Below are 21,096 nucleotides of genomic sequence, written 5' to 3' on the forward strand. Positions count from 1 at the left end.
GCGGTCACCCGCGGCCCGCGCCGTCAGTCGTCGTCGCCGAGCACCGGCTCCGGCAGGCTGCCCGCGTTGTGCTCCAGCAGCCGCCAGCCGCGCAGGCTCTCGCCCAGCACGGACCAGGAGCAGTTCGACAGCCCGCCCAGCGCCTCCCAGGAGGTCGGGGCCAGGCCGATCAGCCGCCCGATGGTGGTGCGGATGGTGCCGCCGTGACTGACGACGACGAGCGTGCCGCCGTCCGGCAGCTTGTCCGCGCTGCGCTCGACCACGGGGGCCGCCCGCTCGGCGACCTCGCTCTCCAGCTCCCCGCCGCCGCGCCGCACCGGTTCGCCGCGCTTCCAGGCCGCGTACTGCTCGCCGTAGCGCTCCACGATCTCCTCGTGGGTCAGGCCCTGCCAGCGGCCGGCGTAGGTCTCGCGCAGCCCCTCGTCGTGCCGCACTTCCAGCCCGGTCAGCGCGGCCAGCTCGGCGGCGGTGGCGCGGGCCCTGGTCAGGTCCGAGGCCAGGATCGCGTCGGGCCGCAGCGCGGCCAGCAGGCGGGCGGCCCGGCGCGCCTGGTTCAGTCCCTCGGTCGTCAGCGGGATGTCGGTGGTGCCCTGGAAGCGGCGCTCCAGGTTCCACGACGTCTGCCCGTGCCGCCACAGGACGATCTTGCGACCTCGCATCAGGCCCGCTCCCCCGGTTCGGGCTCTGCGGCGGCGTCGGTGGCGTCGGTGGCGGCGTCACCCGGGCCGCCGTCCTTGGCGCGGGTGGCCTTGGCGTCCTCGGGGAGATCGAGTTCGGGGCAGTCCTTCCACAGCCGCTCCAGCGCGTAGAAGACGCGCTCCTCCTGGTGCTGCACGTGCACGACGACGTCGACGTAGTCGAGCAGCACCCAGCGGCCGTCGCGTTCGCCCTCCCGGCGGACGGGCTTGGCCTTCAGCTCCTTGAGCAGCCGCTCCTCGATCCCGTCCACGATCGACTTCACCTGTCGGTCGTTGGGCGCCGAGGCGAGCAGGAAGGCGTCGGTGATGGAGAGCACGTCGCTGACGTCGTAGGCGACGACGTCGTGGGCGAGCTTGTCGGCCGCCGCCTGGGCGGCGGCGTTGATCAGCTCACGGGAGCGGTCGGTGGCGGTCACAGGCGAAGGCTTTCGGTCGGCGGGCACGGAGAACATGACCCCCCCAGGGTCTCACGGCCCGCCGACCGCCCCGTCGGCGACGCCGACGGGCTCAGCGCGGGTAGTCCGCGCCGAGCACCACGGTGACGTCGGCGTTGGCGGCGCCCTTGTCCTGGCGGACGGCGTCCGCCGGCAGGCCGAGCGTCGCGGCGACCTGCTCGGCCTCGGCGGCGTCGGCCTCGTCCGCGTAGGTCACCGCGCTGGTGGCGACCGTCTCCTCCGCCTCCCGGGTCGGCACCACCGTGTAGCCGCCGTTGACCAGGGTGACCTGGGCACTCTCGCCCGCGCCCGGCTCGCCGGTGGCGTCGCGCACGCTGACCCGCACCGCCGCGTCCGGGTCGGAGTTGCGCACGGTGCCGCCCAGCACCTCCTGGACCAGCCCGCGGGCGGTCTCGTCGCTGAGCGTGCCGTTCTCCTCGACCGGCAGCAGGCGCGTGTCCAGCTTCCCCTGGTCGGCGTAGCGGGCGAGGTCGGCGAGGGCCGCGCCGAGCTGCGCCTCGGACAGCGACGGGTCCAGGACCTGCAACAGCGACTCGACGGTCGCCGTGGCCGTGGCCGGGTCGGTGGACACCTCCCGCAGCACGGCGTCCATCACCTGCCCGAACCGCGAGAGCTGGCCGGTCTGCGGCTCGTCCTCGCCCCGGTGGGTGGCGTAGGCGACGGCGGCGACGCCGTTCAGCTCGCGCTCCGGGCCCTCCTGGACCAGCGGCGGGTCGCCCTCCTGGGCCGCCGGCACGGTGGTGTCGGCCTCCAGGGTGACGCCGCCGACCGCCTCCACGAGATTCTCCAGGTACGGCGTGTCCAGCCGCCAGGTGCCCTTGAGGTCGGCGCCGAGGAGGTTGCCCAGCGCGTCGCGGGTGGCGCCCACGCCCTGGCCGTCGAAGGACTCGCCGAGCGTCGTCGTGGTGCCGTCGTCCGCGGTGAGCGCGAGCGCGTTGGGCAGCAGGACGGTCGTGCCGCGCCCGGCGGACTCGTCGCCGACGAGCAGGGCGGTGGAGATCTCCTCGGTGTCGATGTCGCGCAGGTGCACGACGACGACGTCGCGCTCCTCGGCGGGGCCCGCGGCCGGGCCGGCCTCCTCGCCGCCGACGCCCGGCAGGCCACCCGTCGCCCACAGGTAGCCGGCGCCACCGACCAGGACGAGCACGGCGGCGACCACGAGGGCGACGGTGCGGTTGCGTCCGCGCCGCTTGGCCTCCTCCCGGCGCTCGCTGCGGGACTCGCTGAACTTCAGCCAGTCGATGACGTCTTCGGACTCCTCGTTCTCCTCCTCGATGAAGGAGAACTCCTCGGTCTGGTACTCCGGCCGGTGCTCGGGGTCCTCGTCGGGGTCCGGCGTCCCCGCGCGGCGGGCCTGCCGCCGCCGCGCGCGGCCCTCCCCCGGCGCCGGGTCGGACGGGCCGGGCACGGGCTGCGGAACGGGCTCCCGGTCGGGCGCGGGCTGCGGGCCGGGCCAGGCACCGGGGGCGGTGCCGGACGCGGGGGGCTCGCCCGGTCCGGCCGGGTCGGGGGCGGCGGGCGCCGGGTAGCCGGACCGCGGGGCGTAGGACTCCGGTTGGCCGACGGACCGCGGCTCCGGGAGGGGCTGCCGGTAGCCGCCCTGGGCCCCGTAGGCACCGAACTCCTCGGTCGCGCCCGGCTGCTGGGGCGGCCACTCCGTGGCACCGGACGGCGGGGGCGGCTCCAGCCCGGTGGCGTAGCCGTCGGTGGGCGGCTGCTGGTACGCCTGCTGGTAACCCTGGCCGTACCCCTGCCCGTACTCCTGGACGTATCCCTGGCCGTGGCCCTGCTGGTACGCCTGCTCGTAGCCTCCGCCGTACCCCTGCCCGTACCCCTGCCCGTAGTCCTGGACGTACCCCTGGTGGCCGTAGGCGTCCGCGGACCCGTCCCGCCCGTCGCCCTGGCCGGGCGGGGGGTAGCCCTGCTGGGCGGGGTCGGGCGCGGGGGCGCCCGGGGCGGCGTAGGGCCCGGCCGCGTAACTCGTCGGCGCGGCCTCCCCGGTGGCGTAGGCGTCGTGGTAGACCGGGCGGCCGTACTCGTCGTAGCCGACGAACCGCCCGTGGCCGTACGGGTCCTGCCGGTCGTTCACGGCTCCCGCCCCTCTAGCTCTTCGGTGCCGGCGTCTCTCGGTACAGTCCGCGCTTGGTGATGTAGCGCACGACGCCGTCCGGGACGAGATACCAGACCGGGTCCCCTTGCGCCACCCGCGCCCGGCAGTCCGTGGAGGAGATGGCGAGGGCGGGGATCTCGATGAGCGAGACGCCGCCGTCGGGCAGCCCCGGGTCGGTCAGGTGGTGGCCGGGGCGGGTGACCCCGATGAAGTGGGCCAGCGAGATCAGCTCCTCGGCGTTGCGCCAGGTGAGGATCTGTCCGAGCGCGTCGGCGCCGGTGATGAAGAACAGGTCGTCGTCCGGGTGCACGACGCGCAGGTCCCGCAGCGTGTCGATGGTGAACGTCCGCCCGGGGCGGTCGATGTCCAGACGGCTGACCGAGAACTGCGGGTTGGAGGCGGTGGCGATGACCGTCATGAGGTAGCGGTCCTCGGCGGGCGAGACCGTCTGGTGGCTCTTCTGCCACGGCTGCCCCGTCGGCACGAAGACGACCTCGTCGAGACCGTAGCGTGCCGCGACCTCGCTGGCGGCGACCAGGTGACCGTGGTGGATGGGGTCGAACGTCCCGCCCATCACGCCGAGCCGCCGCTTGCCGGTCCCGGGCACTATGTGCTCTGCCATGCGCTGACCCTAACCGCTGACCGGGCCCGCCGTCGGCCGCGTCAGCGGTCCCGGTTGAAGCGGGTGGTGATCCACAGCAGCGTCAGCAGGCCGAGCAGTCCGACGCCGCCGATCAGCCACGGGTTGAGGCTGGCGTGCTGGCCGCCGTGCTCGCCGCTCTGGGCCAGCAGGGTGAGGGCGGTGGCGGAGCTGGGGAGAGTCATCGTCATGGGACCTTGTCCGTGTGATCGGGCTGGAGGCTGACCACATGGTAAGCGGACGGGTTTCTCGCGGCGGGCGCACCCACCCCGTACGCTGGGCGCACCAGCCGTGGGGCTGGCCGGGCAGGGCCTGTGAGGGGACGGGCCGTGAGCAGACCCGTTTCGAGGGGGCCGAATGAGCGACAGCAACTCCACGACCGACGAGCGCCTGCCGGGCCGTGACCGGCGTCGTTTCCCCGGGATCTCCTCCCGGGCCTACGAACACCCCGCCGACCGTTCCGCGCTGGTCGCACTGCGCAAGCTGACCGGCTTCGACACCGTCTTCAAGGCCCTCAGCGGCCTGCTGCCCGAGCGCAGCCTGCGCCTGCTGTTCCTGTCGGACTCGGTGCGGGTCAGCGACCAGCAGTTCGCACACCTCAACGACATGCTGCGCGACGCCTGCTACATCCTGGACCTGGAGCGGGTCCCGCCGATGTACGTCACGCAGAACCCGCAGCCGGGCGCCATGTGCATCGGCCTGGACGAGCCGATCATCGTGGTGACGACCGGCCTGGTGGAGCTGCTGGACGCCGAGGAGATGCGCGCCGTCATCGGCCACGAGGTCGGGCACGCGCTGTCCGGGCACGCGGTCTACCGCACGATCCTGCTGTTCCTGACGAGCATCGCCGTGAAGGTCGCGTGGATTCCGCTGGGGAACGTGGCGATCATGGCGCTGGTGTCGGCGCTGCGCGAGTGGTTCCGCAAGTCGGAGCTGTCGGCCGACCGGGCGGGGCTGCTCGTCGGGCAGGACCTGGCGGCGTCGATGCGCGGCCTGATGAAGATCGCGGGCGGCAACCACCTGCACGAGATGAACGTCGACGCGTTTCTCGCCCAGGCCGAGGAGTACGAGGCGGGCGGCGACCTGCGCGACTCGGTGCTGAAGATCCTCAACGTGCTGCCGCGCAGCCACCCCTTCACCACCGTCCGGGCCGCGGAGCTGAAGAAGTGGGCGGCCAGCCGTGACTACCAGCGGCTGATGGACGGCCACTACCCGCGCCGGGACGAGGACAAGGACACCAGCGTCTCGGACTCCCTGCGCGAGTCCGCCCAGCACTACCGCGAGTCGGTCAAGACGAGCAAGGACCCGCTGATGGGCCTCGTCCGGGACCTCGCGGGCGGCGCCGGGGACCTCGGCGGCCGGCTGCGGGACTTCGCCACGGGCGGTGCCCGCCGGGACGGCGACGGCGGCACGGACGACTCCGCGTCCCGGGAGCGGTAGCCCCGCGCGAGCGGTGGCCGCCGCGCGGTGCGGGGGCGGAGGGCGGCTCGGGTGCGGGCCGCCGCCGGCCCCGCGCGGGCCGGCTCCGGCGGCCGTGCGGCGGGCCGGTTCCGGCTGCGGACCCGCGCGGGAGGCGGTCGCGGGCGGCCGCCGGCGGGGTCAGTCCGCCGGCCGTGGCTGGGCCGCCTCCGCGAGCGTGCCGCACACCGGGGAGCCACTGGGCCGGTCCGCGTACGGGTCGATGCCGGTCGCCTCGTCCTGGGCGACGCGCTCCCCGGCCAGCACCGGGCGCAGCCGGTCGGCCGACACCGCCGAGCAGGGCAGCGGCCCGGCCTGCAGGACCACGTGCTCGACGCTCAGCCGCTGCCGGGGCAGGTCCTCGCGCCCGATCTGCAGGCGCACCTGGCGGCGGACGGTGAACAGCGCGGACTCTCGCGTCTCCCCCGCGGCGTCGGCGGCGTCGGCGGAACGGACGGCGTAGACGAAGACGTGGTCGGTGGTGACCTTTAGGACGTCGCGGCCCTGCTGGCTGACGGTCATGGTGCCGCGCACCCGCACGCCGGGGTCGGCCAGCGCGGCGTGCTCCGGGTCCAGGCGGACGAGCCAGGCGGTGGCCGGGGGCGCCGCCGGGCCCGCAGCCGGGCCCGCGGAGGCCCCGGAGTCGGCCCCGGACGCCGCCCGCAGGCTCCGGTCGAACCGGGCGCGCTGGTCGTCGACCAGCAGGTTCCGCACGGGGGCGGTGGCCTCACCGGTCACCACCCGCGCGTCGATGGCCGAGGCCACCACGTACTCCTTGCCCAGCGTCAGCGCGGCCAGGACCTGGCTGTCGGAGAAGTCTCGGGTGGCCGTCGACCGCGGGAGCGTCACCCCGGCCGCGCCGGTGCCGAAGTCGGCGGCCGGACCGGCGGCGAACAGGGCGTCGGGGGTGCCGCCGGGCACGGTGCCCTGCGGGACGAGCGGCACGATGGTGGCGCGCAGCGGTTGGCTCCGCTGCGCCGCCGGCTGCTCGTAGGGACCGGTGACGCCCATGTAGAGGGCGGCACCGAAGGCCAGGACGACCAGGGCGAACAGGACGATGCCCTGCTTGAGCGACGACCCCCCGGCCCGGGCCGACGCGGGCAGCGGCCGCACCGGGTGCTCGTGGTCGGCCAGGCGCTCCTGGGCGCTGTACTCCTGGAGCCTGGCTCGACGGACGAAGGACTCGTCGAACACCGTCGAGCCGAACTCGTCGTCACCGCCTCCCTGCGGCATGCCCTCGGGAGGATTCGCACGCCCGGCCATACAGACAGAGTAGGCGTCGGCGCGGCGGCGTAAACGCGGGAGCGGGAGCCGGTTCGCACGGGCGCGGGCGCCCGGTCACGGGGCGGCGCCCGTGGTCTGCGGCAGGCGGACGGGCAGGCCGGGCCGGGCGGCGCCGAGGGCGTCACCGAGCTCGGTGCTGGAGGGGGGCTGCCGGGGCTCCTCGCGCTGCCCGGAGGCGCCCCGGTGGACGGCGGCGAAGGCCATGGCGATCACGCCGACGCCCATGACGACCGCGAGCACCCAGGCCACGGGGCGCTGCCAGCGCACGGGCGCCCGGTGCCGGGCCGGCCGGCCGCGGGTCGGCGGGGCGTAGCCGCCGCAGCGGTGGCGCATCTCCCCGCTCCCGAGGCCGCCGCCGTCGCCGCGCGGGCCGCCGTGACCGCCGTCGCCGTCATGGCCGCCGAAGCCGCCGAAGCCGGTGACGCCGCCGAAGTCGGCGAAGCCGCCGTCGCCGTACCGGTCGTAGCCGTGCGCGCCGTCGTAACTCCCGTAGCCGTCGTAGCCGCCGTGGTGGTCGGGGGCGCCGCGGCCGTCGAGGCCCTCGTACGGCTCGACGACGTCCGGGCGGCGGGGCGGGGCGTCGCGGCCGTACCGCGCGCGGTACCCGGGCCACGCGTCGGGCGGGCCGAAGACGTCGTGGTCCTCGGCGCCGTGGGGGCGGTCGGCCTCGTGTCCGTCGACCTCATCGTGGCCCTCGTCCGGCTGGTGGCCGTGGGCGTCCTCCCGGGCGGCCGCCTCGGCCTCGGCGCGGGCCTGCGCCGCGGCGAGGGCGCGCTCGGCGGCACTGGGTTCGTGGAGGGTGGCGGCCCGCACGAAGTCCTCGTCGAACACCACGGGGGCGAACGCGTCGTCCGCTCCTCCGTGCTCGCGGTGGTCGGGCTCGTCGCCGTCAAAGGACGGCCGGCCCTTCGCCTCGTCCGGCACGGCACCAGCGTAGACCGCATCGGCCGTCCGGGGCAGGGGAAGCGGGGAATTCGCGCCACCTCCCGGACGGCCGTGGCTGCGGCGGGCCGTCAGGTGCGCACGTGCCCGTCGCCGGTGACGACGTACTTGGTGGAGGTGAGTTCGGGCAGGCCCATGGGGCCGCGCGCGTGCAGCTTCTGGGTGGAGATGCCGATCTCCGCGCCGTAGCCGAACTGGCTGCCGTCGGTGAACCGGGTGGAGGCGTTGACCAGCACGGCGGCGGAGTCCACCAGCGTCACGAACCGGTGGGCCGCCGCGGTGTCGCGGGTGACGATCGCCTCGGAGTGGCGGGAGCTGTAGCGGCGGATGTGGGCGACGGCGGCGTCCAGGTCGGGCACCACGGCGGCGGCGATGTCGTAGGAGAGGTACTCGCTCGCGAAGTCCTCCTCGGTGGCGGGCACGACGCCGTCGCCGGCCCGCTGCCACGCCTCGTCACCGTGCACCGTGACGCCGGCGTCGGCCAGCGCCGTGAGCGCCCGGGGCAGGAAGGCGTCGGCGACGCCCGCGTGCACCAGCACCGTCTCGGCCGCGTTGCACACGCTCGGGCGCTGCGCCTTGGCGTTGACCAGGATGTCGACGGCCATGTCCACGTCCGCCCGCTCGTCGACGTAGACGTGGCAGTTGCCGCTGCCCGTCTCGATGACCGGCACGGTCGAGCCCTCGACGACGGCCTTGATCAGCGCGGCGCCGCCCCGGGGGATCAGCACGTCCACCAGGCCCCTGGCCGTCATCAGCTCCGTGACGCTCTCCCGGCTCTGCCCGGGCACGAGCTGCACGGCGTCGGCGGGCAGCCCCGCGCTCACCACGGCGTCGCGCACCACGGCGACCAGCGCGGTGTTGGAGGCGTAGGCGGAGGAGGAGCCGCGCAGCAGGACCGCGTTGCCCGACTTCAGGCACAGCGCCGCCGCGTCCACGGTGACGTTGGGCCGGGCCTCGTAGATGATGCCGACGACGCCGAGCGGCACGCGGAGCTGGCGCAGTTCCAGCCCGTTCGGCAGCGTGGAGCCGCGCACCACCTCGCCGACCGGGTCGGGCAGGGCCACCACGTCCCGGACGTCGGCGGCGATCGCGGCGACGCGCTCCGGGGTGAGGGTCAGCCGGTCCACGATGGCGTCGGGCGTCCCGGCCTCGCGGGCGCGGGCGACGTCCTCGGCGTTGGCGGCGGTGATCTCCCCGGTCCTGGCCACCAGGGCGTCGGCGATCGCCAGCAGCGCGGCGTCCCGCACGGTGCGCGGCAGGGGCGCGAGGTGGGTGGCGGCGTCCTGCGCCCGGCGGGCGGTCTCCCGTACGGCGGAGGGCTCGGCCGCCGGGCGGGCCGGTGCCGCGTCGGCGGCGGGCGTCGGGGAGGGCGTGACAGCGCTGCTCATGCGGCCAGCGTAAGCCAGGCGGCCGGGCCTTCTCACGCCCGCGTCCACGGTGCGAGACGCCCGCTCGGCGCGTCCGTCGACCGGGCACCCGCCCACCGCGCCCGCACCGCGCCGCCCGGGCTCCGCGCCGCGGCCCCCACGCCACCGGGACTCCGGCGGCCCGGGCCACGGGCCGCCGCGGCTTCCGGCCGCTCAGAACGGGTGGACGCCCACGGGGGCGGCCGGGGGCGGCCCGTAGCCCTCGGCGACCCGCTGCTGGTACGTGGCGCGGTCGATGACCTCCAGCCCGACGATCTCCCACGGAGGCAGCCGTGCGCTCGCCCGGTGCTCGCCCCACAGCCGCAGTGCCACGGCGGCGGCGTCCCGCAGGTCCCGCGCCTCCTCCCAGTACCGGATTTCGGCGTGGTCGTTGGCGTAGCGGCTGGTGAGGAGGAAGGGGTGGTCGTGCGCGAGCTGCTCCAGGCCGCGCCGGACCTCGCCCAGCGGGGCCTCGGGCCCCGAGACGCTCAGGGTGACGTGCCACAGGCGGTTCACCTCGCCCCGCGCGGCCCGCGCCTCCTCCTGCGTGGCCTGGTGCGGAACCTTCGGCGGCACGAGGTTCCGCCCGGGAGCGCCCTCGCCGACGCTCACCAGTCGTCTCACGGCGGCCTCCTTCTGCGCTGCTGGCGTCGCTGCCCGGCGGACCGCCGTCCGGTCCACCGCCCCACAGTTGACCAGGACGGCGCCGCGCGCGTGGCCGTTTTCGCGAAGCTGTCCGTGGAAAGGCTGACGCCCGCGGCCCCGTGCTTACGCCGTGTGCGAGCGCGTACGCACACCGGCACGGGCGCTCCCGCGCGGCGGGCGAGGGCTACCGCAGCAGGACGAGGTCGTCGCGGTGGACGATCTCGCGTTCGTACTCCGGGCCGAGGTCGCGGGCCAGCTCCCGGGTCGAGCGGCCCAGGAGCTGCGGGATCTCCTTGGCGTCATAGTTGACCAACCCGCGCGCGACGGGCCGGCCACCGGTGTCGCGCAGCTCCACCGGGTCCCCCGCGGAGAACTCCCCCTCCACCCGCTCCACGCCCGCGGGCAGCAGCGAGGTGCGGCGCTTCACGACCGCCTCGACGGCACCGGCGTCCAGCACCAGGGCGCCGCGCGGGCTGGAGGCGTGCGCCAGCCACAGCAGGCGGTCGGCCGAACGGCGACCGGTGCGGTGGAAGAGGGTGCCGGTGACCCGGCCGGCGAGCGCGTCGGCGGCCCGGCTGGCGGAGGTCAGCACCACCGGGATGCCCGCACCCGCGGCGATGCGGGCGGCGTCCACCTTCGTCACCATCCCGCCGGTGCCCACGCCCGCGGCGCCGACGCTGCCCAGTGTGACGTCCGCCAGGTCGTCGGGGCCGTGCACCTCCGCGACGCGGGTGGAGCCGGGCAGGCGGGGGTCGCCGTCGTACAGCCCGTCCACGTCGGAGAGCAGCACCAGCAGGTCGGCGCGGACCAGGTGGGCGACGAGCGCGGCGAGGCGGTCGTTGTCGCCGAAGCGGATCTCGTCGGTGGCGATGGTGTCGTTCTCGTTCACGACCGGGACCGCGCCCATCCGCAGAAGCTGCTCCAGCGTGCGGTAGGCGTTGCGGTAGTGGCCGCGCCTGCTGGTGTCGTCGGAGGTGAGCAGCACCTGGCCGACGCGCCGTCCGTAGCGGGCGAAGGAGGCGGTGTAGCGGGCCACCAGCAGGCCCTGGCCGACGCTGGCCGCCGCCTGCTGCCGGGCGAGGTCGCGCGGCCGCCGCTCCAGCCGCAGCGGGGCCAGCCCCGCGGCGATCGCGCCGGAGGAGACGAGCACGATCTCCCTCTCCCCGTGCGCGGCGAGCACGTCCACCAGCGCGTCCACCCGGTCGGCGTCCAGGCCGCCGGCGGCGGTGGTCAGCGAGGAGGAGCCGACCTTCACCACGATCCGCCGCGCGCGCACCACGTCGCGCCGGATGTCGTCGCCTGCCACCTGCTGCCCCCAGCCGTGCGTCCCTGCTCCTACGGCCGCAATCTACGCCAGCCGGCCCGCCCACCGCGCGCCGGTCCACGGCGCGGACGCGCGCCCCCGGCAGCGGCCGCCGCACGCGGGCGACGGCGCGGGCACGTCGGGTGCGGGCCGGGGAGGCGGGTCCGGGGCGGGCCCGGCCCGCGCGGCGGCCCGGCGGCGGCCGACGGGCGCGCCGAGCGGGCGGGGCCGGGGCGCGTAGGCTGTGATCGCGCAAAGGTCGGGCTCCGTTCCCGTGCCGTACGGTCGACCGCAAGTGACCGTTCACCGGCGACGCCGCGCCCTGCCCTGTTCGCCCCCGCCTCCTTCCCACGAGAGAATGCCACCCGTGTCGTTCGCCGGACTTCTCATCCAACGCAAGGGGCAGCTCGCCGCGCTCCTCGGACTGCTGGTGCTCTTCGCCGCCCAGCTCGCCGGGGCGCTGCTGCCCAGCGTGCCGCTGTTCATCGCCGCCTCGGCCACCGGGCTCGCGCTCGACGTGTTCCTGCACCACCGCTACCCGCACCTGCTCGCGCTGCTGGGCCGGGTGCGCTGCGACGCCTCCACCCGCCAGCTCATGCGCGACATGCTCCTGCTGCTCGGCCTGGTGCGCATCCCCGGGTTCGACCCGGTGGCGGAGTGGCCCCTGGTCACCGGGCTGGTGTGCGCGTACGGCGTGCACTTCGGCTGCCAGGTGGTGGCGCTGCTGATCCGGCGCGAGCGCGCGCTTCCGGTGCTCACGCGCAACGTGGACGCCACGGAGCTGCGGCTGAGCCCCGCTCCCCCGCGCATCCTGGCCCGCCAGCCCGGCCGCCGGCTGCTGGTGTTCATGGTCCCGGCCACCGCCGGGCTGCTGCTGACCGCGGGGCTCGCCGAGCCGGTGTGGGGCCTGGCCGGCGTCGGCCTGTCGCTGGCGCTGTTCCTGGGCGGGACGCTCTGGGCGGCGACGTGGCTGGTGGGCCGCAAGCGGGCGCCCAGCGAGCGGACCGTGCTCGCCTGGCTGGACGGCTGGCTCCAGGCGTACCGGCCCACGCACGCCATGTACTTCTCCGGCGGCGCCAGCTCCGCCTACCAGGCCAACATGTGGCTCACCACCCTCGCCGCGCTGGACGGCAAGCCGCTGATCGTGCTGCGCGAGCGGTTCATGCTGCAGAAGATCGAGGCGACGGACGTGCCGGTCGTGTGCATCCCGAAGGTGGCGCACCTGATGGCGCTGGAGCACTCGTCGCTGAAGATGATGATCCACCCGGCGAACTCCGGGAAGACCTCCCAGGTGCTGCGCATCCCCACGATCAAGCACGCGTTCGTCAACCACGGCGAGAGTGACAAGCTCTCCAGTTGCAACCCCTACGCCAAGGCCTACGACGAGGTGTGGGTGGCCGGGCCCGCCGCGCGCGAGCGCTACCAGGCCGCCGACATCGGCGTGGACGACCGCGACGTGGTGGAGGTCGGCCGCCCGCAGCTCGCGCCGATCCTGCCGTACGCGGGTCCGCCCGCCGGCCCGTGGACGACCGTGCTGTACGCCCCGACGTGGGAGGGGTGGACGGACGACCCGGGCAACACCTCGATCATGCTCGCCGGGGAGAACCTGGTCCGCGCGCTGCTGGCCGACCCGGGCGTGCGGCTGCTCTACAAGCCGCACCCCATGACGGGCTCGGTCGACCCCCGGGCCGGGCGCGCCGACGAGCGCGTCCGGGCGCTGATCGCCGAGGCGAACGCCGCGCGGGCCGCCGAGTCCGGCCGGACCCGGCCGGGCGCCCGGGCCGCCGCGGAGCTGGCGCGCCGCACCGCCGAGCTGGACGAGCTGGCCACCACCACCTTCCGGCCCAGCTCCGACGAGGTCGAGCGGATGCTGCTCCAGTCGGTGCCCGACGCCGGGCGGGCCGACGCCGTGGCGGCGGCGCAGGCGGCCTGGGAGGAGGCGTTCTGGGCCTCGCTGCCGCAGTGGGAGCACCAGGTGGTCACCGGCCCGCGGCCGGGCATCTACTCCTGCTTCAACCAGGCGGACCTGCTGGTCAGCGACGTCTCCAGCGTCGTCTCGGACTACCTCAGCAGCGAGAAGCCCTACGCGGTGGCCAACACCAGCGGGCTCACGGAGGCCCGCTTCCGCGCCGCGTACCCGACGGTGCGCGCGGCCACGGTGCTCGCGCCGGACGCGGCCGGGGTGCCCGAGCTGCTGGCCGCCGTGCGCGACCCGCGCCGGGACACGCTGGCCGGGGCGCGCGCGGAGCTCAAGACCCACCTGCTGGGCCCGGCCGACCCGCCCTCCCTGGCCCGGTTCAACGCCGCCGCCCAGGCGCTGTGTGCCCGCGCCGACGCCCGCCGGGCCCGGCTCGCCCGCACGCGCACGGCGCGGCCCGGCCCCGCGGAACAGGAGCGGGAGCAGGGGCTCAGGGAGGCGACCCGCCGCAGCCTGGGCGACGAGGTGCCGGGCGGCGCGGAGGACGCCGAGGACTCCCTGACGACCTGAGAGGCGCCCCCGGGCGGCGCCCTCCCCGCACGCGGCGGTGGCCGCCACCCCCGGTCCGGGGTGGCGGCCACCGCCGCGTGCGGGTCCCCCGCGATCAGCCGAACGGGTCGAAGTTCTGGTGGCCTTGGTGGCCCTGGTGGTCCTCGTCGCGCTCGGCCTCGCGGTCGCGCCGGCGCTGCGCGGCCGGCCGCACGCCGTCCATGCGGTGGTCCTCGCCGCGGCGGCCCAGCATCTCGGCGCCCGCCATGACGCTCGGCTCCCAGTCGAAGACCACGGCGTCCTCCTCGGGGCCGATGGCCACGCCGTCGCCCTCGCGCGCGCCGGCCCGGAGCAGCTCCTCCTCCACCCCCAGGCGGTTGAGGCGGTCGGCGAGGTAGCCGACGGCCTCGTCGTTGTTGAAGTCGGTCTGCCGCACCCAGCGCTCGGGCTTGTCACCGCGCACCCGGAACAGGCCCTCGGCCTCCCTGCTCACGGTGAAGCCGCTCTCGTCCACCGCCTGCGGGCGGATGACGATGCGGGTGGCCTCCTGCTTCGGACGCGCGGCCCGCGCCTCGGCGACGATCCCGGCCAGCGCGAACGACAGCTCCTTCAGCCCCGCGCGGCTGACGGCGGAGACCTCGAACACGCGGTAGCCGCGCGCCTCCAGGTCCGGCCGGACCATCGCGGCCAGCTCCTCGCCGTCGGGCACGTCCACCTTGTTGAGCACCACGACGCGGGGCCGGTCGGCCAGGCCGCGCCCGTACTCGGCCAGCTCCCGCTCGATGGCGTCGAGGTCGGACACGGGGTCCCGGTCGGACTCCAGCGTGGCGGTGTCCAGGACGTGCACGAGCACCTCGCACCGCTCCACGTGCCGCAGGAACTCCAGGCCCAGGCCCCGGCCCTCGCTGGCACCGGGGATGAGTCCGGGCACGTCCGCGACGGTGTAGACGGTCGAGCCGGCCGTCACCACGCCCAGGTTGGGCACCAGCGTGGTGAACGGGTAGTCGGCGATCTTGGGCTTGGCCGCCGAGAGCACGGAGATCAGCGAGGACTTCCCGGCCGAGGGGTAGCCCACCAGGGCCACGTCGGCGACGGTCTTCAGCTCCAGGACGATGTCGCGCACCTGACCGGGCACGCCCAGCAGCGCGAAGCCCGGGGCCTTGCGGCGCGGCGAGGAGAGCGCGGCGTTGCCCAGCCCGCCGCGGCCGCCCTCGGCGGCGACGAAGCTGGTGCCCTCCCCCACCAGGTCGGCCAGCACGTTGCCGCGCTTGTCGAGCACGACCGTGCCGTCGGGCACCGGCAGCACCAGGTCCTGCCCGCCGGGGCCCGCGCGCAGTCCGCCCGCGCCCGGCTTGCCGTTGGTGGCCTTGCGGTGCGGGCCGTGGTGGTACTCCAGCAGCGTGGTCACGCTCTGGTCGACGACGAGGACGACGTCTCCGCCCCGGCCGCCGTTCCCGCCGTCCGGGCCGCCCAGCGGCTTGAACTTCTCCCGGTGCACGGAGGCACAGCCGTGTCCTCCGTTACCCGCGGCGACGTGCAGCTCGACGCGGTCCACGAAGGTGGTCATGAGGATGCCTCCCGGCTGGCTGGTTCGGTGGATACGGGACGGTGCCCGCACCACGCTGTGTAACACGCCGAGGGCGGCACCGCTTCCCCGCGCGTCGCGCGAGTGAGGCGGTCCGCCCTCGGCAGGATGCTGCGTCGTGCCCGGTGTCGGCGTTACTTGCCGGCCGGAACGATGTTGACGACCTTGCGGCCCCGGGCCGTGCCGAACTCCACGGCACCGGCGGCCAGCGCGAACAGCGTGTCATCGCCGCCACGGCCGACGCCCGCGCCGGGGTGGAAGTGGGTGCCGCGCTGGCGGACCAGGATCTCGCCCGCGCTCACGACCTGACCGCCGAAGCGCTTCACGCCGAGGCGCTTGGCGTTGGAGTCGCGGCCGTTCCGGGTGGACGATGCGCCCTTCTTGTGTGCCATCTGTTCTCAGTCCCTCACTTCGCCGGGGCGTCGATGCCGGTGATCTTCAGCGCGGTGTGGAGCTGGCGGTGGCCGATGCGCTTCTTGTAACCGGTCTTGTTCTTGTACTTCTGGATGTCGATCTTGGTGCCCTTGTGGTGGTCCACGACCTCGGCCTGGACCTTCACGCCGGCGAGCACCCACGGGTCGCTGGTGATGGCGTCGCCGTCGACCAGGAGGACGGTCGAGAGCTCGACGCTGTCGCCGACCTTGCTCGCGGACATTCGGTCAACCTCGATGACGTCGCCGACAGCAACCTTCTGCTGGCGACCGCCGGTGCGCACGATGGCGTACACGCGGATCTCTCTCTCGCTCGTGGTCGGAAACCCCTGATGCCAGCCGCCCGCGCGCGGGCCTGCTGCCCGCGACGGTCCGGAGGGATGGAGCGGCCTCTCCCGCACGGCCCGGGACCGCGAAGGAGGGAGGTGCTCAGGAGCGCGGCGTGTACGGTGACACGCCGACGGTCAAGATTACGGGCCTTCCACCAGCACGGTCAAACCGGGCCGGGCGGCCCGGCGCCGCCCCGGGGAGGCGGGCGTGTGCTCCCCTCCCCGGGCGGCGCCGTGCGGGTCAGTCGTCGGTCGAGGACGGGCCGGAGGCGGCCGCCTTCTTGGTGGCGGTCTTCTTCGCGGTCGTCTTCTTCGCCGCCGACGTGGCGGCGGCCTTCTTGGCCGTCGTCTTGGTGGCGGCCTTCTTGGCGGTGGTCTTCTTCGCCGCCGTCTTCTTGGCCGTCGCCTTGGTGGCGGCCTTCTTGGCGGAAGCCTTCTTCGCCGCCGTCTTCCTGGCCGTCTTCTTCGCCGGCTTCGCCTGCGCCTCGTCCCCCGGAGCCGCTTCGGCCGGGGCGGCCGGGGCCTCGTCCGCCGGGGCGGCGGCCGGGGCCTGCGGCTCGGCGGGCTGCGGCTCGGCGGGCTGCTGGGCCGCGGGGAGCACGATGGCCTCGGGGGCGTCCGACTCCGGCGCCGCCACCGGTGCGGACACCCGGCGGGTGACCCGGCGCCGGGTGGGCGTGGTGGCCGCCGCCGCGGTGGCAGGCTCCGGCTCGGGCACCGACTCCGCGACGGGCTCGCCCGGCGCGGCGGCCGGGAGGACCGTCACCGCGTCCTCGTCGGCCGCCACCGGGGCACCGGCGGGCACCGACACCTTGCGGCTCGCACGACGGCGCCGGGCGGGCGCGGGCTCCTCCGACGGGGCGTCCACGGGCCGCGCCTCAGCGACCACCGACTGCACGGACTCGGGCTCGGCCTGCCCGTATCCGGGCTCGGACTGCTCGGACTGCTCGGACGCCGTCGCCGCGACGACCGTCACGGCGGACTCCTCGGCCTCCTTCGGCGGTCCGGCGGGCACCGACACCTTGCGGCTGGCACGACGGCGCCGGGCGGGCGCGGGCTCCTCCGCCGGGGCGTCCACGGGCCGCGCCTCAGCGACCACGGGCCGCTCGGGCTCGGGCTGCCCGGACGCCGTCGCCGGGAGGACCGTCACCGCGTCCTCGTCGGCCGCCACCGGGGCGCCGGCGGGCACCGACACCTTGCGGCTGCCCCGGCGCCGCGTGCGGGCGGGGGTGGCCGGCGCCGGCGCGACCGCGGGCTCCGGCTCGGCGGTCGCCGACTCCGGGGTCGCCGACTCGGCGGTCACCGGCTCGGCGATCTCCGGCTCGGTGGCCCGCTCCTCGGCGGGCGCTGCCTCGGCCGGGGGCGCCTCGGCTCCCCGGGAGACGCGGCGGCGGCCCCGGCGTCCGTGGCGGGACGCGGCCTCCTCCGCCTCCGCGACGCTGCTGTACAGCTCGTCGTCGGGCTCGAAGGCGGGCTCGGGCCGGGTCTTCGGCTCCGCGGCCGCCACCGGCTCCGGTGCGGGGGCGGACTCGACCGGCGCGGGCTCGGCCACGGGCTCCGGCTGGCCGCCGCCCCGGCCCTTCTTCTTGCCGCGCTTGCCACCTCCACCGCCCGCCGCGTGGGCCTGCTCCATGTGGACGAGGAGTCCGCGCCCGTTGCAGTGCGTGCAGGGTTCGGAGAACGACTCCAGCAGCCCCTGGCCGACCCGCTTGCGCGTCATCTGCACCAGCCCGAGCGAGGTCACCTCGGCGACCTGGTGCTTGGTGCGGTCGCGGCCCAGGCACTCCAGCAGGCGCCGCAGCACCAGCTCGCGGTTGGACTCCAGCACCATGTCGATGAAGTCGATCACGATGATGCCGCCGAGGTCGCGCAGGCGTAGCTGGCGCACGATCTCCTCGGCCGCCTCCAGGTTGTTCCTGGTGACCGTCTCCTCCAGGTTGCCGCCCTGACCGGTGAACTTTCCGGTGTTGACGTCGACGACGATCATCGCCTCGGTCCGGTCGATCACCAGGGAGCCGCCGCTGGGCAGCCAGACCTTGCGGTCCAGCGCCTTCATCAGTTGCTCGTCGATCCGGTAGGTGGCGAAGACGTCGACCTCGGCAGTCCACTTCTGCAGCCGCTCGGCGAGGTCGGGCGCCACGTGCGTGACGTAGCCGTGGATGGTGTCCCACGCCTCGTCCCCGCTGACGACGACCTTGGTGAAGTCCTCGTTGAAGATGTCGCGCACCACGCGGACGGTCATGTCCGGCTCGCCGTACAGCAGCGTGGGGGCGTTGCCCTTCTGCGCCTTCCTCTTGATGTCCTCCCACTGCGCCTGCAGCCGCTGGACGTCGCGGGCGAGCTCGTCCTCGCTGGCGCCCTCGGCCGCGGTGCGCACGATGACGCCCGCGTTCTCGGGGACGACCCGCTTCAGGATCGTCTTCAGCCGGGACCGCTCGGTGTCGGGCAGCTTGCGGCTGATGCCGGTCATCGAGCCCTCGGGCACGTACACCAGGTAGCGGCCCGGCAGGGAGACCTGGCTGGTGAGCCGGGCGCCCTTGTGGCCGATCGGGTCCTTGGTGACCTGCACCAGCACCGGCTGGCCGGACTTCAGTGCCGTCTCAATGCGCCGGGGGCCGCCGGAGACGCCGAGCGCCTCGAAGTTCACCTCGCCGGCGTAGAGCACGGCGTTGCGGCCCTTGCCGATGTCGACGAAGGCGGCCTCCATCGACGGCAGGACGTTCTGGACCTTGCCCAGATACACGTTGCCGACGTAGGAGGACGCCTGCTCCTTGTTCACGAAGTGCTCGACGAGGACGTCGTCCTCCAGCACGGCGATCTGCGTGCGCTCGCCGCTCTGCCGGACGATCATCTCGCGCTTGACCGCCTCGCGGCGCGCGAGGAACTCGGCCTCGGTGATGATCGGCACCCGGCGGCGGCCCTGCTCGCGGCCCTCGCGGCGGCGCTGCTTCTTGGCCTCCAGCCGAGTGGAGCCCTTGACGGCCTGCACGCCGTCGCCCTCGTCCTCGGCCTTCTTCTTGCGCGGCTCGCGCACCTTCACGACCGTGCGCTCGGGGTCGTCCACGGTGGCGGCGGGCTCGCTCTGCGGGCCCTCGTCGCCGCTGCGCCGACGGCGGCGGCGCCGACGCCGGGAACTGCTGCTGCTGGAGTTGGCGGCGCCGCCCTCGTCGGCCGGGCCGTCGTCGTCGCCGTCGGTGTCGTCGTGGCTCTCGGCACGGGGCTCGTCGTCGGCGCGCCCGGCGTGCGCGGGCTCCTCGCCGTCCCGCTGATCGGTGCCCTCGCCGTCCTCGGCGCTGTCGCCGCGCCGACGGCGGCGGCCGCCCCGGCGGCGACGCCGCGCCGGGCGCTCGCCGCTCTCGTCGGCGTCCTGGCGGTCCTCGGTGTCGGCCTCGGCGTCGTCCTCGGCATCGGCCTCGGCGGCCTCGGCGGCCGGGGCGGCCGGTGCGGCGGGCGCCTCCTGGCGGGCCCGGCCGGCGTCCGGCTCCGGGTCCGCGCCACGGCGGCGCCGGCGGCGGGCGGGACGCTCCGGCTCGACCACGGCGTCCGCGGCCCTGCTCTCCTCGTCCTCGTCCTCGTCGTCCGCCGTTCCGGCGGCTCCGGCGCGCTGCTCGGCGACGCTCTGCGGGGTCTGGAAGGCGGGCTCGGTGAAGACCGGCGGCTGGAACAGGCCGGTGGCACCGAAGGCGGGCACGGTGGGCTGCTGCCCGGCGGGCTTGCTCCCGGCCTGGTCGGCGGCCTTCTCGGCCACGTCGACGGACTCCTCGTCCTCGGGACGCGGGGCGGCGTTCTTGCCCTTCGCGCCGCTCCTGCCCCTCGCCGCGGCCTTGACCACGGGCTTCTGCGTGGCCCGCCTGGCCGTGGCGGACGACCGCTTCGCCGGTGCGGCGGGCTCTTCCGCGGACTCCTCGGCGGGCTCCTGGGCGGTCTCCTCCTCCGTGGGCGCGGGGGCGGCCACCTTGCGGGTGGCGCGGCGGCGGGTGCGGGCGGGCTTGGCGGGGGGCTCCGCGGCCGCCTGCGGGGGCTCGGCCGGCGATGCGGCCTCGGCCGGCTCGGACGTACCGGCCGACCGCTCCGCGGCGGACGCGGGCTCGGCGGGGGTGTCGGCGGACGCCTCCGGCGCGGGGGCCGGGGCGCCGGCCGGACGGCTGGCCGCCCGGCGCCGGCGGCGCGGGGGAAGGCTGCCGCCGGGGGTGTTCTCCTCGGTGGGCTCCGCCGAAGCGGGGTCTGTCGGTTCGAGCATGCGGGGGTTTCTCCCGTCACGCTCCCACTGTGCGTCGCCCGCGCTCGCCACGGCTCGCGGCAACGGGACGCTGTCGCGGCCGGGGCGCGTGCGCCGCACGGGAGCTGTCGTGTCACTCGCCGGTTCCGTGCCACGGGCCCGGCTACGGCGAAAGTCTGTCGGTGGGTGCGCCTACCGTCCGGCGGTACCCGGGTGGCTCCCTGGTGCCTGGCTCGGCGGCGGCGCCGCGACGTCGGTCCTAAGCGGTCGATCCGTGCGCCGTCGCGACGGGGGTAGCGTCGCGGTCGGGCGCCAGCGGATCGGTCACCGTCCCGGTCTCCTCGTCCAGCGGCCCCTGCGCCAGCCTGGTCACCCCAGCGGGGACCGGCGGCGCCAGGCCGGCCGCCGTGCGGAGTCCGGTCAGGACGTCGTCGGGTCGTACGGCAGGTGTCAGGTGCCGCACTACCAGGCGCAGTATCGCACAGGAAGCCGGTCCCGGCCTATCGGCCCCGCCCGGCCCGTCGTCCGCGGCCGCCTCCAGGGCGGCCACCGCAGCACGCGCGTCGAAGGTGCGCAACCCCTTTTTCGTCTCGCGCTGGACCTCCACGGCGGGCGCGGCCAGGAAGGCCGAGGCGGCCCGGGCGGCCTCGGCGGGCGCGACGCCGTCCAGGCGCAGCCGCCACTCGGAGGCGGTGAGCCGGTCGGCGAAGCCGGAGGTGTGGGCCTCGACCGCGTCGGTGACGTCCAGGCCCGGCGGCAGCGAGGCGTCCAGCAGTTCGCGCAGCAGCGCCGGGTCGCGGCGCTCGGTGAGGGCGATCTCCAGGTACTCGGCCTCGCTGGCCGTGCCGGTGGGCGCGGCGTTCGCGTAGGAGACCTTGGGGTGCGGGGTGAACCCGGCCGAGTAGGCCATCGGCACCTCGGCGCGGCGCAGCGCCCGCTCGAAGGCGCGCTGGAAGTCGCGGTGGCTGGTGAACCTCAGGCGGCCGCGCTTGGTGTAGCGCAGACGGACGCGCTGCACGGCGGGTGCGGGCGGCGGGCCTTCGGGCTGTCGCTTCCCCAGGGTCCTTCTCCTTGCGCTGTGCGCCGAGCGGCTCACGCCCTCGACGCGGTTTCGGTCGGTGCTC

Annotated in this window: 17 protein-coding genes; 2 read left to right on the forward strand and 15 right to left on the reverse strand. The window is 75.6% G+C overall.

All coding sequences use genetic code 11. The features are described 5' to 3' along the window. Positions 1 to 23 precede the first annotated feature (23 nt). The 5 genes from OSB71_RS13485 to OSB71_RS13505 form a co-directional block, all read right to left on the reverse strand. Positions 24 to 659, reverse strand: coding sequence for a histidine phosphatase family protein (locus OSB71_RS13485; RefSeq protein ID WP_265947945.1), 636 nt, complete (start codon positions 657 to 659; stop codon positions 24 to 26). Further along, a complete protein-coding gene (gene rsfS, locus OSB71_RS13490) occupies positions 659 to 1,114 on the reverse strand; it encodes a ribosome silencing factor (protein ID WP_265947947.1) in 456 nt (151 codons plus the stop codon). Before rsfS ends, OSB71_RS13485 begins: the two co-directional genes overlap by 1 nt. 91 nt (positions 1,115 to 1,205) lie before the next feature. Next, entirely contained in the window at positions 1,206 to 3,242 is a 2,037-nt protein-coding gene (locus tag OSB71_RS13495) for an LCP family protein (RefSeq protein WP_265947949.1), read from the reverse strand. Between the two features lie 13 nt (positions 3,243 to 3,255). Continuing rightward, complete coding sequence (nadD, locus tag OSB71_RS13500) at positions 3,256 to 3,885, reverse strand: nicotinate-nucleotide adenylyltransferase (protein WP_265947950.1); 630 nt, start codon at positions 3,883 to 3,885, stop codon at positions 3,256 to 3,258. 41 nt (positions 3,886 to 3,926) lie between these two features. Continuing rightward, positions 3,927 to 4,094, reverse strand: coding sequence for a hypothetical protein (locus OSB71_RS13505; RefSeq protein WP_265948085.1), 168 nt, complete (start codon positions 4,092 to 4,094; stop codon positions 3,927 to 3,929). Between the two features lie 166 nt (positions 4,095 to 4,260). Here OSB71_RS13505 and OSB71_RS13510 point away from each other — a divergent pair, with 166 nt between their 5' ends. After that, positions 4,261 to 5,343: a M48 family metallopeptidase gene (locus tag OSB71_RS13510; RefSeq protein WP_265947952.1), complete on the forward strand. Its 1,083-nt coding sequence runs from the start codon at positions 4,261 to 4,263 to the stop codon at positions 5,341 to 5,343. A 159-nt stretch (positions 5,344 to 5,502) separates the two neighbouring features. Here the strand turns inward: OSB71_RS13510 and OSB71_RS13515 are convergent, their stop codons facing one another. The 5 genes from OSB71_RS13515 to proB form a co-directional block, all read right to left on the reverse strand. Next, positions 5,503 to 6,624 carry an SCO2583 family membrane protein gene (locus OSB71_RS13515; protein ID WP_265947954.1) on the reverse strand — a complete coding sequence of 374 codons (1,122 nt, stop codon included), beginning with the start codon at positions 6,622 to 6,624 and terminating at the stop codon, positions 5,503 to 5,505. A 75-nt stretch (positions 6,625 to 6,699) separates the two neighbouring features. Beyond that, on the reverse strand, positions 6,700 to 7,569 hold the full coding sequence (locus OSB71_RS13520) for an SCO2584 family spore wall biosynthesis protein (protein ID WP_265947956.1): 870 nt from the start codon (positions 7,567 to 7,569) through the stop codon (positions 6,700 to 6,702). Between the two features lie 89 nt (positions 7,570 to 7,658). Continuing rightward, positions 7,659 to 8,975 (reverse strand): glutamate-5-semialdehyde dehydrogenase, encoded by a 1,317-nt coding sequence (locus tag OSB71_RS13525; protein WP_265947958.1) that lies wholly within the window; start codon positions 8,973 to 8,975, stop codon positions 7,659 to 7,661. A gap of 192 nt (positions 8,976 to 9,167) precedes the next feature. Further along, the gene (locus tag OSB71_RS13530) at positions 9,168 to 9,617 is read right to left on the reverse strand and encodes a DUF8830 family protein (RefSeq protein WP_416237257.1); all 450 of its coding nucleotides are present in this window, start codon (positions 9,615 to 9,617) and stop codon (positions 9,168 to 9,170) included. Positions 9,618 to 9,822: 205 nt separating this feature from the next. Beyond that, entirely contained in the window at positions 9,823 to 10,917 is a 1,095-nt protein-coding gene (gene proB, locus OSB71_RS13535; RefSeq protein WP_265948073.1) for a glutamate 5-kinase, read from the reverse strand. Between the two features lie 382 nt (positions 10,918 to 11,299). Here proB and OSB71_RS13540 point away from each other — a divergent pair, with 382 nt between their 5' ends. Further along, positions 11,300 to 13,429 carry a hypothetical protein gene (locus OSB71_RS13540; protein ID WP_416237258.1) on the forward strand — a complete coding sequence of 710 codons (2,130 nt, stop codon included), beginning with the start codon at positions 11,300 to 11,302 and terminating at the stop codon, positions 13,427 to 13,429. A 94-nt stretch (positions 13,430 to 13,523) separates the two neighbouring features. Here the strand turns inward: OSB71_RS13540 and obgE are convergent, their stop codons facing one another. The 5 genes from obgE to OSB71_RS13565 all read right to left on the reverse strand — a co-directional run bounded on the left by obgE (position 13,524) and on the right by OSB71_RS13565 (position 20,990). Further along, the gene (obgE, locus tag OSB71_RS13545; protein ID WP_265947961.1) at positions 13,524 to 14,975 is read right to left on the reverse strand and encodes a GTPase ObgE; all 1,452 of its coding nucleotides are present in this window, start codon (positions 14,973 to 14,975) and stop codon (positions 13,524 to 13,526) included. Positions 14,976 to 15,127: 152 nt separating this feature from the next. Continuing rightward, complete coding sequence (gene rpmA, locus OSB71_RS13550) at positions 15,128 to 15,385, reverse strand: 50S ribosomal protein L27 (RefSeq protein WP_265947963.1); 258 nt, start codon at positions 15,383 to 15,385, stop codon at positions 15,128 to 15,130. 14 nt (positions 15,386 to 15,399) lie between these two features. Beyond that, positions 15,400 to 15,720 (reverse strand): 50S ribosomal protein L21, encoded by a 321-nt coding sequence (rplU, locus tag OSB71_RS13555; RefSeq protein WP_265947964.1) that lies wholly within the window; start codon positions 15,718 to 15,720, stop codon positions 15,400 to 15,402. A gap of 274 nt (positions 15,721 to 15,994) precedes the next feature. Beyond that, positions 15,995 to 19,993, reverse strand: a complete 3,999-nt coding sequence (locus OSB71_RS13560) for a ribonuclease E/G (RefSeq protein WP_265947965.1) — start codon at positions 19,991 to 19,993, stop codon at positions 15,995 to 15,997. A 238-nt stretch (positions 19,994 to 20,231) separates the two neighbouring features. Further along, positions 20,232 to 20,990, reverse strand: a complete 759-nt coding sequence (locus tag OSB71_RS13565; protein ID WP_265947966.1) for a TIGR03936 family radical SAM-associated protein — start codon at positions 20,988 to 20,990, stop codon at positions 20,232 to 20,234. Positions 20,991 to 21,096 lie beyond the last annotated feature (106 nt).

Source organism: Streptomyces marinisediminis (assembly GCF_026262575.1).
Lineage (GTDB): Bacteria > Actinomycetota > Actinomycetes > Streptomycetales > Streptomycetaceae > Streptomyces > Streptomyces marinisediminis.